10 protein-coding genes are annotated in these 13,577 nt (G+C 56.2%); 5 read left to right on the top strand and 5 right to left on the bottom strand.

Annotated features, from left to right (window positions below):
* Positions 1–132: 132 nt before the first annotated feature.
* Positions 133–1,446, bottom strand: a complete 1,314-nt coding sequence (locus N512_RS22045) for an ammonia-forming cytochrome c nitrite reductase subunit c552 (RefSeq protein ID WP_037474013.1) — start codon at positions 1,444–1,446, stop codon at positions 133–135.
* A gap of 618 nt (positions 1,447–2,064) precedes the next feature.
* Between N512_RS22045 and N512_RS0102335 the strand changes: the two genes are divergently transcribed.
* Genes N512_RS0102335 through N512_RS0102315 form a run of 5 tightly spaced genes read left to right on the top strand, consistent with a single transcriptional unit; the run spans position 2,065 to position 6,100 of the window.
* The gene (locus N512_RS0102335; RefSeq protein WP_025009643.1) at positions 2,065–2,226 is read left to right on the top strand and encodes a nitrate reductase; all 162 of its coding nucleotides are present in this window, start codon (positions 2,065–2,067) and stop codon (positions 2,224–2,226) included.
* Between the two features lie 38 nt (positions 2,227–2,264).
* Complete coding sequence (locus N512_RS0102330; protein WP_025009644.1) at positions 2,265–2,522, top strand: chaperone NapD; 258 nt, start codon at positions 2,265–2,267, stop codon at positions 2,520–2,522.
* 2 nt (positions 2,523–2,524) lie between these two features.
* Positions 2,525–5,014 carry a nitrate reductase catalytic subunit NapA gene (gene napA, locus N512_RS0102325; protein WP_028779282.1) on the top strand — a complete coding sequence of 830 codons (2,490 nt, stop codon included), beginning with the start codon at positions 2,525–2,527 and terminating at the stop codon, positions 5,012–5,014.
* Positions 5,015–5,027: 13 nt separating this feature from the next.
* On the top strand, positions 5,028–5,504 hold the full coding sequence (locus tag N512_RS0102320; protein WP_025888064.1) for a nitrate reductase cytochrome c-type subunit: 477 nt from the start codon (positions 5,028–5,030) through the stop codon (positions 5,502–5,504).
* An 8-nt stretch (positions 5,505–5,512) separates the two neighbouring features.
* Positions 5,513–6,100 carry a cytochrome c3 family protein gene (locus N512_RS0102315; RefSeq protein WP_025009645.1) on the top strand — a complete coding sequence of 196 codons (588 nt, stop codon included), beginning with the start codon at positions 5,513–5,515 and terminating at the stop codon, positions 6,098–6,100.
* A gap of 111 nt (positions 6,101–6,211) precedes the next feature.
* On the opposite strand, the gene N512_RS0102310 is transcribed toward N512_RS0102315, so the two are convergent.
* From N512_RS0102310 to recB, 4 genes are all read right to left on the bottom strand, one after another.
* On the bottom strand, positions 6,212–6,604 hold the full coding sequence (locus tag N512_RS0102310) for a VOC family protein (RefSeq protein WP_028779281.1): 393 nt from the start codon (positions 6,602–6,604) through the stop codon (positions 6,212–6,214).
* Between the two features lie 134 nt (positions 6,605–6,738).
* Complete coding sequence (locus tag N512_RS0102305; protein WP_028779280.1) at positions 6,739–7,749, bottom strand: D-alanine--D-alanine ligase; 1,011 nt, start codon at positions 7,747–7,749, stop codon at positions 6,739–6,741.
* Positions 7,750–7,964: 215 nt separating this feature from the next.
* Positions 7,965–9,932: an exodeoxyribonuclease V subunit alpha gene (gene recD / locus N512_RS0102295; protein WP_081737065.1), complete on the bottom strand. Its 1,968-nt coding sequence runs from the start codon at positions 9,930–9,932 to the stop codon at positions 7,965–7,967.
* Complete coding sequence (gene recB, locus N512_RS0102290; protein ID WP_051472613.1) at positions 9,929–13,576, bottom strand: exodeoxyribonuclease V subunit beta; 3,648 nt, start codon at positions 13,574–13,576, stop codon at positions 9,929–9,931. The genes recD and recB overlap by 4 nt, the downstream gene beginning before the upstream one ends.
* Position 13,577 lies beyond the last annotated feature (1 nt).

Genomic DNA, 13,577 nt, shown 5'->3' with positions numbered 1-13,577 from the left:
CAGCTGGCTCCTAAAGTGGATGCGATAAAAACCAGGCGGGCCCAGAGCACAGCCAGAGTACACACAGTGCCTGCTGGTGCCCGCCTGGTAAACGGCCATATTTCCCACCGCGGCTATTGTTCACCTTGCTGCTCAATAGCCGAAGTTTGCAGCCTTGGACCAATGTTTTTTCACTTCAGTCTCGATGAAGGCTTGCTTCTCCTCGGTCAGCTTCTCCAGCTCTACGCCTATGGCAGCCTGCGCCTTGGCCTTGGTACTGTAGTCCGGATAATCGACTCGGGTTACGCCAAGGTCGGCATTCAGCTTGCTCAATATCTCTCTGGCAGCACGGATCTGCTCTAAGCCCCTGTCCAGCAAGGCTTCACCCTCTTTGGCGTTGTGGGCGTGAATACCGTGGGATGACATGGCAAAGTCCCAGCGCCACTGTGCATGGCGTATCCCCATGATGGCATACCCTATCTGTTGCCATTGGGCCCCTGCCTTCCAGGCGGCGCCGGCTTCATAATGGGCCTTGATAAGCAGTTCCTGTAATTGCTGCGCCTTGGCTTCCAGCAGCGCCTTGTTGTCGGTAATCAGCTGGGTAATTTGCTGCTGACTCTGGTGACAACTGCTGCAATTGGCCCCTTCAAAGTCCGGCAGATGGTTGGTTATCTTGTGGTTGGTGAAAGATTTGCCGTCGGCGCTGGTTTCCTGGGTCATATGACAGGTGACACAACTGATACCAGCCTTGGCGTGGGCGCTGCGATTCCAATGTTCAAACTCGGGATGGCGCGCCTTCACCAGCGGCGTTCTCGATACAGGGTGCACCCACTCGAAAAACTGCCGGGCATCATAATACTTTTCTATCTCATCGGCGCTGTTGCCGAAGATCCAGGGAATATTGACCTTGTCCTGACGCTCAGGCTGAAAGTAGTAAGTGACATGGCACTGGCCGCAAACCTGTGATTGCTGCATCGACTGATTTTGTTCACCAAAGGGTTTGTGCACTTTGGCCATGGCGTCCTGGGCATGAGGTCGTGGCAGTGTCAGTTCAGTTGAACCCTGGGTATGGCAATCGGAGCAGTACACAGGGTTTTGGATTTCCGGACCCAGCTCGGCAAAGCTCTTGGCCGAGAAGCCTTCGACGCCCAGCTCTTTCATCAGCCTGGGCGCATCCGGCGTCTTACAGGTCCAACAGCTGGCCGACAGGGCTGTTTCACCAGCCTTGGGGCTAACACCACTGCGTAGACTATGGCTGACATCGGCGACGGCAAAGTGATGCCCTCTGGGGCTATGGTACTCCTCGGCATAAGCCGAGCCAGCCCAGAGGATGACGCTGGCGGGGTTTTTCTCAAGCATATCTTCCCGCTGCAGTTCTTCGGCGGTTTGGGCCCAGGTCTGATATTGCAGGCTCGATGTTTTGTCTGCTGCGACAACGGAAAATGACAGGCTCAGGCCGAGCAAAATGGGGAGTGTGGCAGCAGAGTGGGGGAAGGGATTCACTAAAGGCTCTCCTTGGTTGGGCGACGTACAATCAGACGTGTGAAGTCTGCCCTGAAATTAAAAGACTTAACTAAAATGCATGATAATGCTAAGGCTCCACGCTAGTTGCTTCAACTGCAAGATACTGTTTTTACTGAGTTCTGTGACATAGAACAGGATTCTGTTTCGCCCTTGATTGTCGATCTATGCCTTTGAAGCCTGCCCAGGCTGGGCTCTACTCCCTAATGGATATTTTGCTTATTTCGTTGGTTTTTTGACCTCTCTTTATTGGCGAAATAGCCACTTCTTTGCTGTATTTCATGTAAGCCTGAATAGCTAAAAACGGAAAATGTCGAAATTACAATCGATTGAGGCGGTTGAAATCTGTGATATCCGTCTTTTGCCGGCTATTTATATGATCCAGATCAACGGCATCAGGTGTTTACCAACTTGGGGGTATACAGTTTGTTAACACTTTGCCTTTATGATTGAAACCGAAAAACAAGTTGCATTTCAAAGGCGGCTTTAATCTGCCTGGCTTGGCGGCCGTTGCCCTGGAACAGCACAGCAGCAAGCCATCTTCATAGCGCCTAGGGAGGAGCCATGAGCGAGACACCGAGTACTGATGAAAAACGTCTGGAGCTGAAGATATTTATCTTCCTGACGGTTTTTTTGGCACCCCTGCTGTCGGTTTTACTGGTCAGCGGTCTGGGCTTTGCCATCTGGTTCAGTCAAATTTTAACCGGTCCACCGGGAGCCGGTTAACGCCAGCATAACGAGAGTCCTTAAAACAGGGGAACGAGATGAGTAGGGAATTACATGTCAGCAGCCTGATCCTTCAGGTGATGCCACCCAAGATGGCCAGCGTTCGTCAGCAAATTCTGTCATTCGGCAATGCCGAGTTGTCGGTTAACGATGAAAGCAAACTGGTTGTGGTGCTGGAAGGCCCGACCGAACAGGCGATCCTCGCCACCATGGACAAGATCAATGCCCTCAAGGGTGTGATCTCCACCGCTATGGTGTATCACCAGTGTGAACAGCTCGAAGAGGAAGAGCAATGAAAATGAACAGACGCGAATTCATGAAGGCCAATGCCGCCATGGCGGCAGCCGGGGTCGCCGGATTGGCTTTACCTGCCACCGCCAGCAACCTGATCACCAGTTCAGAACACACCCAGTTAGATTGGAACAAGGCGCCGTGCCGCTTTTGCGGTACTGGCTGCTCTGTGATGGTGGCCACCCGCGAAGGCCGGGTCGTGGCGACCCATGGCGATGCCAACAGTGAGGTCAACCGCGGCCTCAACTGCATTAAAGGCTACTTCCTGTCGAAGATCATGTATGGCCATGACAGGCTGCAGACTCCCATGCTGCGGATGACAGACGGCAAATACGACAAGCATGGTGAATTTACCCCTATCAGTTGGGATCAGGCCTTTGACATTATGGCCGAGAAGTGGAAGCACACCATCAAGACCAAAGGGCCGACGGCGGTAGGCATGTTTGGTTCAGGTCAGTGGACGGTTTGGGAAGGTTATGCCGCTTCCAAGCTGATGAAGGCGGGTTTCGGCTCCAACAATATCGATCCCAACGCCCGTCACTGTATGGCCTCGGCCGTGGGCGGCTTTATGCGTACCTTTGGCATGGATGAGCCCATGGGCTGCTACAACGATATTGAAGCTGCCGACGCCTTTGTGCTTTGGGGCTCCAACATGGCCGAGATGCACCCAATCCTCTGGAGCCGGGTCACAGACAGACGCCTCAGCGCGCCCCATGTAAAAGTCTCTGTGATGTCCACCTTCGAGCACAGAAGCTTTGATTTGGCCGACTTGCCGATTGTCTTCACGCCGCAAACCGATCTGGCCATTCTCAACTATGTCGCCAACTACATCATCAGTAATGACAAGGTTAATTGGGACTTCGTCAACAAGCATGTGAACTTCCGCAGAGGTACAACCGATATCGGCTATGGCCTGCGGCCCTCACATCCGTTGCAGCAAAAAGCCAAGAACGTGGCCACCGCCGGTGAATCGACCCCAATGGACTTCGATCAGTTCAAGGCGTTTGTCGCCGATTACAGCCTGGAGAAGGTCAGCAAGCTCTCGGGCGTACCCGAGCATAAATTGCTGGAGCTGGCGAAACTCTACGCCGATCCCGAGGTGAAGGTGACCTCCTTCTGGACCATGGGCTTTAACCAGCATACCCGCGGGGTTTGGTGTAACAACCTTATCTACAATATCCATTTGCTGACCGGCAAAATAGCCACCCCGGGCAACAGCCCGTTTTCACTCACAGGTCAACCTTCAGCCTGCGGTACTGCGCGGGAAGTGGGCACCTTCTCCCATCGCTTGCCGGCGGATCTGGTGGTGAATAATCCAGAGCACCGCAAGATTGCCGAGACCATCTGGAAAATCCCTTCCGGGATCATTCCGCCCAAGCCAGGCTACCACGCGGTAGAGCAGAACCGGCGCCTGAAAGATGGCGATCTCAACTGCTACTGGGTGCAGGTGAATAACAATATGCAGGCCGGCCCCAATATCAACGAAGAAGGCTTGCCCGGATACCGTAACCCGGAAAACTTTATTGTGGTGTCCGATGCTTACCCAACGGTTACCACCCAGGCCGCGGATCTCATTTTGCCCACTGCCATGTGGGTGGAGAAAGAGGGCGCCTATGGTAACGCCGAGCGCCGCACCCAGTTCTGGCACCAGTTGGTGACAGCGCCCGGACAGTCGCGCTCTGATCTCTGGCAGTTGCTGGAGTTCTCCAAGCGCTTTACCACAGACGAAGTCTGGTCCGAGGCTGTATTGGCGGCCAATCCCGAATACAAGGGCAAGACCTTGTATGAAGTGCTGTATCAGAACGGCAATGTTAATAAGTTCCCTCTCAGTGAAAGCGATAACAAGTACCTGAACGACGAAGCCAAGCACTTTGGTTTCTATGTGCAAAAAGGGCTTTTTGAAGAATACGCCACCTTTGGCCGTGGTCACGGCCATGACTTGGCTCCCTTTGAAATGTACCACCAGGCCCATGGTTTGCGCTGGCCTGTGGTTGACGGCAAAGAAACCCTCTGGCGCTACCGTGAGGGCTCGGATCCTTACGTTAAACCCGGCAAGGGCTTTGAGTTTTATGGCAAAAAAGACGGCAAGGCGGTTATCTTCGCGCTGCCATACGAGCCGGCGGCAGAATCCCCGGATGCCGAATATGATCTTTGGCTCTCCACCGGGCGGGTGCTGGAGCATTGGCACTCAGGCTCCATGACCCAGAGGGTACCCGAGCTCTATCGCGCCTTCCCGGATGCCGTGTGCTTTATGCATCCGGATGATGCCAAGAAACGCGGCCTGCGCCGAGGTGATGAGGTCAAGGTGGTGTCCCGCCGCGGCGAGATACTGACCCGGGTGGAAACCCGCGGCCGCAACAAGCCGCCGGTGGGTTTGGTGTTTGTCCCCTGGTTCGATGCCAGTCAGTTGATCAACAAGGTGACTCTGGATGCCACAGATCCGCTGTCCAAGCAGACTGATTTCAAGAAGTGTGCCGTGAAAGTGATGAAGGCCTGAGGAGGATAAGAAGATGAAATCGAATCATACCCTGTTGGCCTTTGCTGCACTGATGACCGCGCTATCCGTCAATGCTGCCGGCATTCCCGAAGATAAGGTGGCGACCTTGCGCCAGGCGCCGCTCAATAGCCAACCGACGCCACCTGTGATGCAGAAGGTGAGAAATACGGATATCAAACAGACCCGTAACTACCCGATGCAGCCGCCGGTCATACCTCACAAGATAGACGGCTACCAGCTGGATCTTAAGGTCAACAAGTGCATGTCCTGTCATGCCCGCAGTCGCACCGGCGAATCGCAGGCGCCTATGGTGAGCGTGACTCACTATATGGACAGAGACAACAACTTCCTGGCCGAGCTGTCACCCAGACGATATTTCTGTACCCAGTGCCATGTGCCGCAACTGGACGCCAGATTGATGGTGGAGAATGACTTTGTCGATATGGATCACTTGCTCAAGTCCGGGGCTGAGAACCCATCCAGCCATTAGGAGTCGCTATGTTTGAGAAACTGAAACAGATATGGCGGGTGCTGAACCGGCCCAGTGTTCACTTCAGTCTGGGTTTTCTGACCCTGGGTGGCTTTGTCGCCGGGATCATCTTCTGGGGTGGTTTCAACACTGCCCTGGAAGCCACCAACCAGGAGGCTTTTTGTATCGGTTGCCACGAGATGGAAAACAACGTCTATCAGGAGCTGAAGACCACCATACATTTTACTAACCGCAGCGGGGTGCGGGCGACCTGTCCGGACTGTCATGTTCCCCATAATTGGACCGACAAAATAGCCCGTAAGATGCAGGCTTCCAAAGAGGTGTGGGGCAAGGTGTTCGGCACCATCAATACCCGGGAGAAGTTCGAGTCCAAGCGGCGTGAATTGGCCGAGCATGAGTGGGCCAGACTCAAGGCCAACGACTCGCTGGAGTGTCGAAACTGCCATAACTTCCAGTATATGGATTTCACCCGTCAGTCACAGCGAGCGGCCAATATGCACTCCACCTCGCTGGCAAGCGGTGAGAAGACCTGTATCGACTGCCACAAGGGGATAGCCCATCACCTGCCGGATATGCAGGGAGTGGAAGGCTTCTGAGCCCAAAGCTTTGGGCATAGCCTGTTGCTTCATGAAAAAGCGCGCCGAACTTTCCCGGCGCGCTTTTTTATCTGTTAAATCACCAGTAAAAATCCACGATTAAGCAACGCCTTATTGGCAGTTTTCCTGTTGCCGACTCAGGAGTTTAAGCTCCACTTGATTGCCGTCGGGATCGTAAATATAGATAGAGCGGCTATAACCCCGGGCGCCGTATTTTTCCGAAAAGCCTTCATGGTGCACGCCGTGTTGCTCCAGGTGTTGCAGCACTGAGGCTTCATCCTTGGCGGCAATATTAAGGCAGAAGTGCGCCATATTAAGGCCTAAAGGTTGATCGCTTCTTGGCACCAGATCGATAAGGGCGTTGCCGAATCTCAGTTGCAGCAGGCTAGGGGAGTCGAGCCGCCGCTCGAAACGAGCCCCCAGTACTTGGGTATAGAATGCTTGGCTGGTTTCGAGACTGCTACAGATCAACACCAGATGATCTATATCTATCGCACTGAACATAAGTTCTCTTGCATGCCGTCACAACTATTGTCAGCTTAGCAGGATAAAAAACACCCGCGCGAGTGGCGGGTGTGGTTTTGCTTCAGTCCGGTTGGTGCTTCGGTCCGGTTGGAGCTTGGCTCAGGACGGGTGCTTTACTTGAGCGGTTCGCTCAGCTGGCGTCTTATGTTACTCACCAGCCACTCGCTGACATCATGGCCATTGTTGCTGAGCATCTTGGGGAACATGGAGATGGGTGTCATGCCCGGGAAGGTATTGATCTCATTGAGCAGTATCTCGCCTTCATCGGTAAGGAAGAAGTCGATACGCGACAGGTGGGACAGCTTCATGCCCTTAAAGGCGCGAATGGCATAATCGCGTATGGTATCGATTTGCGCTTGGCTCAATTCGGCCTCGACCTTGGTCACCGCCTTGCTCTTGGCATCATACTTCTCATCGAAGCTGTAGAAGGTGTTGTTGGCACAGATGATTTCACCCGGCACTGTGGCAATCACTTCACCCTGGTATTCATATACGGCCACTTCCAGCTCCCTGGCCTTGATGGTCTTTTCCACCACCACGTAAGGGGAGTAACTGAAGGCCTGCTCCAGCACCGAAGGGATATCATCGCCGTTGTCCACCCGGTAACAGCCGACGGATGACCCCTGGGATGCCGCCTTGATAAACAGTGAGCCCCATTCATTCAAGGCCTCACGGCAGCGGCAGTTGGCCGCTTCACCGGCTTCACTGAGAAATAGATAAGGGGTATTGGGGATGCCGAGCGCACTGAACCACATCTTGGCCGTGACCTTGTTGAAACAGTTGCTGCTGGGTTCGGAGCCGCAACCGAAATAGGGCAGGTTGATCAGATTGAAATAGGACTGAATATCGCCGGTCTCACCCGGATAGCCGTGAATGCAAGGGATCACATAGTCCACCGGCCAGCTGGGCTCGGCCTCATCAAAGCGCACTTCACGGCGATTGGTCAGCTCGCAAACCTGGCCCTGCTTGGTGTGGTAGTGGCCGGCGGCGTCAAGCTCCAACCTGAGCACTTCCATGTCGGGAATATTTGCCAGGCAGCTTTCGATATAGTCAGCCGACATCAAAGAGATACTGTGCTCGGCGGCCCCGCCGCCACAGAGTAACAAGATATGGGTTTTGCTCATGAATTCTCCTGACTGAGCGGCCTGATAAATAACCTTGGCCGATATTATGCCTGCTTAGACAGGCCTTGAGTATAACGGCAGCTGACGAAGGCTCTCATCTGGTTATTTTGCCGCCAGAGCGAAGCGGGCCGTATGGCATCTGGCCCGGTTGCTGTTCTCGCTATCGTCCCAGCCAGTCGCGGCCAAAGCCGCCATAGCCATAATCTCTGCCACAATCACTGCCATAGCCTATCGGCCAGCCCTGAAGCCCGGCGAGTGAGGCGACGACAGGCGCCATCAAACACTGAGCTGTTGCCCAGGCAGCAAAAATGCTGCTTGGCGCGGGTAATGGCGGTGTAGATCAGCTCCTTGGTGAGCAGTTGCAGCTGCGCCGGGCTCGGGCTCGGCGGCAACACCAAGGCCACAGAATCAAATTCACTGCCCTGGGACTTGTGCACTGTCATGGCAAAACAGGTCTCGTGGCCGGGAAGACGCGCCGGCAACACCTTGAGCACACTGCCGTCGGCCTGAATAAAGTGCGCCAGCAGCCTGTTGCTGTCTCGGTCGGGCAGAATAACGCCGATATCGCCGTTAAACAGCCCCAGGTTGTAATCGTTGCTTTGGATGATCAGCGGCCGACCCGGATAAAACTCCTGTTGTGGGGCGATCAGTCCGGCCTGTTTCAGCACTTGCGTCAGTTGCCGATTGATCCCCTCGACACCGAAATCGCCGCCACGGGTGGCGCACAGCAGTCGAAAGCGGTTGTAACGGGCGATGATCTCCTCGGCGCTGATATCCGGCCTGTGCACCACTTCCAAATAGTCGCGGTAGTGCTCACAGGCCTGGCTGAGAAGCTGAGCCAGCCCCTGCTGCTGTTTACCGATTTCCAGCCACTCAAGCTCCTGATAACCGCCATTCCAGGCCTCAGTTATCGCGGCGCCATCACTGAGGTTGACCGCCTTGGCCAGCACGCCTATGCCGGCATCGCCGCGGAATCTGTGGCTGTGACGCAGCATACAAAGATTGTTGCCTATGCCGGGGGCGAGATTGATGCAATCGCTGAGGTCAAAGCCGGTGAGCCTTGTCAGGGTTGCGGCAAACTCGGCGCTGTAACGCATGCGCCAGTCCTGCTGGTGGCGCAAACCGGCGCAGATATCGGCGAGCACGGCGCCGGCTTCCACCGAGGCCAGTTGATCCTGATCCCCGAGCAGTATCAATCTGGCATTGGCGGGCAGGGCATCGAGCAGCCGGTCCATCATAGGCAAGTCCACCATGGAGGCTTCATCGACTATTAAAAGATCTAGATGCAGCGGGTTGTCTTGGTGATGACGGAATTTGTGCGAGCCGGGGATCACCCCCAGCAGTCGATGCACAGTGGCAGCTTCTTCCGGGATCTTGTCTATGGCACCAAGGTCAAGCTCGGTGGCAAAGGGCATAAGCTCTTTGGCGAGGCGCTGTTTTGAGGCCTTTATCGATTCGGTCAGGCGCGCCGCCGCCTTACCCGTGGGGGCCACCAGACGTATGTTCATTTCACTGCCGAGACACAGGAGCATCAGTAGCTTGGTGACTGTGGTGGTCTTGCCTGTGCCCGGGCCGCCGGTGATCACCGCCAATTGGCGACAATAGGCGGTGGCGGTGGCGACTTTTTGCCAATCACGTTTGCCGGAATTTTCATTATTAGTTTGAGTTTCACCATCAGTCGCTTGGCCAGTATGGCTGGCGGGCGGCAAAAACAGGCAATCCAGTGCGCGCCGCACTTCGTCGGTGGCGGGGTATTCAGTGGCGGCCATGGCGGTGAGTCGCCGGGCGACCCGGCACTCAAAATCATAATAACGTTTGAGGTAGAGGCGGCCAGCGTCGAGGATCAAGGGTTTGTCTTCACCGGGGACGCCGACGGCGGCAAAATTGGCCACCGCCTGCTCAAGGCTTGCCGGGTCGGTATTGAGGCGCACACTGGGGTGGGGCTCTGCCAGCGGATTATCAAACGCTATGCTCCCCAGTGGCAGGCAGGCGTGCTGCGATGATAACTGGCGGCTCAGCAGGGCGCACAGCAGCAGAAATAGCGGCGATGGCTCCCGGTGAATGGCGGCCATCTGCAGCGCAAAGTGGCGGTCGAGCGCCGTCAGCAGCCGCTGCTCTTCCCATTGCTTGAGCAGCGCAGTAACAGCTTGGCTGCTGTGCAGTATGGATGGGCTATCTGTCATAGACTCAACTCCAACTGAGGGGCGCTCGAGGGCGACTCGCCCTTGAGTAAGGCATCCAGGGCCAGGATCACCGCTTCATCCGGTCTGTCCACAAACACCCCGGCGCCGGGATGGGCTGCGGACATGCCCCGTAAAAACAGATAACAGCAGCCGCCGAAATGGCTTTGATAACAATAGTCCGGCAGTTTGAGGCTCAGGTATCTGTGCAGCGCCAGGCTGTAGAGCAGGTACTGGAGATCGTATCTGTGCTCGCTGATGGCTGCGGCCATCTTGTCCTGGCGGTAATCGCTGAAATCATCCCCCAAATGGTTGGATTTATAATCGGCAATGTAGAAACGGCCCTGATATTCAAAGGTAAGATCGATAAACCCCTTGAGCATGCCCTTGAAGGCATCGAAGCGCAGTTCACCGCCATAACCGTGCTTGGCCAGCAAGCGGCTGAGCTCGGTATCGATAAGCTGGGTATCGCCGCCAAGGGGCAGATAAAACTCCATCTCCACCAGCTTTTGGCGCTTGCTGAGGTCGCCCAGGCGCAGACTCTGCCCCTGGGGCAGAGCGATTTCGGCGTTAAGCAGATCCCGATACCAGTCATAAAGCATATCTTGCCAATCGCTGTCGATGCCGTACTGCTGCATCGCCTGGGGCAGATGCAGCAAGAGTTCCTCCTCGGCCTGGGTAAAGTCGATTTTCTCCAGTACCAGGTGCATAAAAGAACCGGCATTGGCGCCGCGCTCGAAGCTGAAACGGTTGGCCTGCAAGACATCCTGCGGCTCATAGACTGAGGCGGGCTCGATTTCAAACTCCTCATCACCGGCGCCCGGCAACACCCGCTCGTGGGGCAGATGTTTGACCAGGCCGGAATAGCTGCCGACCCGCCAGGGCGCGCCTTGACGCGCCGCCGGCACCTGGGCACAAAGTGGGCTTTGGGAGTGGTTTTCAGTGCCTTGAAGGTGACTTGGATCTGCATCGTCTATCTCGGTCAAGGAGATGGCCTCGCAAGCAAGGGATGCGGCGGCGCTTTGCAACCTATCGCCGTCACAGTCCTTGTCTTCAATGCCGAGCAGATAGCCTATGGCGGTATCTTTCAAAAAGCTGTTGATGCCCGTCTTGTTCATGCGGCAGTGATTGGCCAGCCCCAGATAACAGCGATATACGGGCCGGGTCAGCGCCACATACAAGAGGCGCAGATCTTCGGCCAGCGTCTCGCGTTTACAGGCTTCCCAGCCTTCGTCACTGGCGTCCAGATCCCAGACTAATTGATTGTCCTTGTGGTACAGCATGGGCGAGGGGCGGCGACTGCCGTCGCGGGCCAAACTGACAAAGGGGATGAAGCACACAGGATATTCCAGCCCCTTACTCTTGTGGATGGTGACTATCTGCACCAGGTTTTGTTCGCTGGCGAGCCTCAGTTGCTGCTCTTCACGGCTCTGGCCGGAGAGCAGTTCCTGCTCAAACCAGTTGACCAGGGCGCTCATGCCTTCGAGCTCGGTGGATTTTTGCTGCAGCAGTTCCGCCAGATGGCGAAAATCGGTGAGACGCCGCTCGGCGTTGGCCTCTCGGCCGAGCCGTTCCAGCAGCTGCCAGTGATCCGCGAGATTGAGCAGCGCCGGCATGATGCCGCGGCGGCTCCAGAGCTCATGCAACGACATGAAGGTATCGAGCACCTCGGCGCGCAGTGTCTCAGATTGGTTGAATTCATGGATCTTATTGGCGCTGAAGCCCAGCAAGCGGCAGGCCAGTGCCGAGCGAATCGCCCGTTCATCCCTGGGGCTGGCGAGCGCCTTGAGGATAAGGGCGATTTCCTGCGCTTCCTCAGTGACCATTACCGAGTCGCGGCTGAGGAACACGGCGCCGATCTGGCGGCTATTGAGCGCTTGTTGCATGACGGCGGCTTCATTTCTGTCGCGCACTAAAATGGCGATATCCCGGGCGCGCAGCGGCTGCTCATTGCCACTGAGGCGACACTCGCCGCGATTGGCGGCATTGAGCAGGCGCACGATTTCGGCGGCGGCATCTTCGGCCAGCAGTTTACGGGCCTGGGTCTTGTTGAGGCCCTTGTCCGGATCTTCCTTGAGCAGCCTGAGCTGCAGCGCCGCCGAGTCTGTGCCGGGCGCGAGCAGCTGTTTGCTGCCGGCGTCCTTGGCCTTGACCGGCTCGAACGGGATGGCGTCACTGATAAAAGGGTCGCTGTGGTTGGCAAACAGGCGGTTGACCGCTGCAATCATGTTGCTGGCCGAGCGGTAGTTGGTGTCCAGATTATAGTGATCGGCGGTATTGCGCCTGGCCTCGATATAGGTATAGATATCGGCGCCGCGAAAGGCGTAAATCGCCTGCTTGGGATCGCCTATCATCAACAGAGTTCGACTTGGCTCAGGCTCGGGTTCAGGCTCGGCGCCGGCATCCTGCTGTGGCAATTGCGCCGGGTAGATGCCGGAGAAAATTGCAAACTGCAGCGGATCCGTATCCTGAAATTCGTCGATAAGCGCCACGGGGAAGCGTTTGCCTATCTCCTGCTTGAGCTGCTCGCCGATGGCAAGGCCGCTATCCGGCGCCGTCTGGGTCAGGCCGCCTATGGCCTTGGCCAGGGTCAGCAGCAGATCGTCCGGGCTCAGCAGGTTGCGCTCGGCCTTGAGCTCGGCAAAACGCTCGGCTATCTGGGCTCTTGCCTGATAGAGGAATGCCGGAATAAGCGAGTCTACGCTGTCTCTGAGCGCTTCTATCTGCGCCAGCAGCGGCGCCTGTTGCGCTGTGGGGATTTCGCCGCCTTTTCTCAGTTTCAGTGACCCGAGAGCCAGGCTGTCCAGCAGCTTGGGTGTCGGCAGTCCCTTATGATACTTGGCCCAGTTGTCCATCTGCTCCAGCATGGCCGTGAGTTTGGGGTAGCCATCGGCTTGCTTGCCATAGCTGGTGCCGTTGAGCGGCAGGCTGTGGAGCAGGGCCTCGGTGGCGTCCCTTTCTCTTGGCCAGCTCAGTCGCAGCCTTGCGAGCTGAGTCTGCAACTGCTCTGCATATTGGTCGAATTTCCCCGGGTCGCGGTTGGCGCTCGCTTGACTGGCGCCGAGCAGCGGTCTCAATTCGCGCCCCAGCGCATCCGGAGTGGCGTAATGGGCGGCTATCGCGGTCGCCAGCGCTGTCGGCAGCCGATAACAGACATGGCGCCAGAAATCGCGCACACTCTGGCGCAGATATTCACTGTCATCCAGGGTAAATTCCGACTCGAACAGCAGCGCCGACTCAAAGGCCATATCCGAGAGGATCCGCTGGCAAAAGCCGTGAATGGTAAAAATGGCGGCTTCATCCAGACTCTTGAGCGCCAGATCCAGCTGCTTGAGGGCGGTTGCGCGCTGCGTTGGCGGGCAGCGCTGATAAAGCTGCTCGATAAAATCGTCTTTGACGCTTAGGCCGATAAAGCGCTGATAACAGCTGCGGATCCTTTTGCGTATTCTGTCGCGTAGCTCTTCGGTGGCGGCGTTGGTAAAGGTGACCACCAGGATCTGCTCACAGCTAAGGCCCGGGCGCTCAAAATCACCCAGCAATAAGCGCAGATAGAGGCCGGAAATGGTGTAGGTCTTACCGGTTCCGGCACTGGCCTCAATCAGGCGCCGGCCGCTCAGCGGTAAACTCAATGGCTCCAGTGCTTGCATA

Source organism: Shewanella sp. 38A_GOM-205m (assembly GCF_000518445.1).
Taxonomy (GTDB): Bacteria; Pseudomonadota; Gammaproteobacteria; order Enterobacterales; family Shewanellaceae; genus Shewanella; species Shewanella algae.
This window is presented reverse-complemented; position numbering and strand designations above follow the sequence as displayed.

Coding starts and splice junctions, on each gene's coding strand:
- N512_RS0102330 (WP_025009644.1), top strand. CDS start 2,265: ATGAGTAGGGAATTACATGTCAGCAGCCTGATCCTTCAGGTGATGCCA.
- N512_RS0102320 (WP_025888064.1), top strand. CDS start 5,028: ATGAAATCGAATCATACCCTGTTGGCCTTTGCTGCACTGATGACCGCG.
- recB (WP_051472613.1), bottom strand. CDS start 13,576: ATGCAAGCACTGGAGCCATTGAGTTTACCGCTGAGCGGCCGGCGCCTG.
- recD (WP_081737065.1), bottom strand. CDS start 9,932: ATGACAGATAGCCCATCCATACTGCACAGCAGCCAAGCTGTTACTGCG.
- N512_RS0102305 (WP_028779280.1), bottom strand. CDS start 7,749: ATGAGCAAAACCCATATCTTGTTACTCTGTGGCGGCGGGGCCGCCGAG.
- N512_RS0102335 (WP_025009643.1), top strand. CDS start 2,065: ATGAGCGAGACACCGAGTACTGATGAAAAACGTCTGGAGCTGAAGATA.
- N512_RS0102315 (WP_025009645.1), top strand. CDS start 5,513: ATGTTTGAGAAACTGAAACAGATATGGCGGGTGCTGAACCGGCCCAGT.
- napA (WP_028779282.1), top strand. CDS start 2,525: ATGAACAGACGCGAATTCATGAAGGCCAATGCCGCCATGGCGGCAGCC.
- N512_RS0102310 (WP_028779281.1), bottom strand. CDS start 6,604: ATGTTCAGTGCGATAGATATAGATCATCTGGTGTTGATCTGTAGCAGT.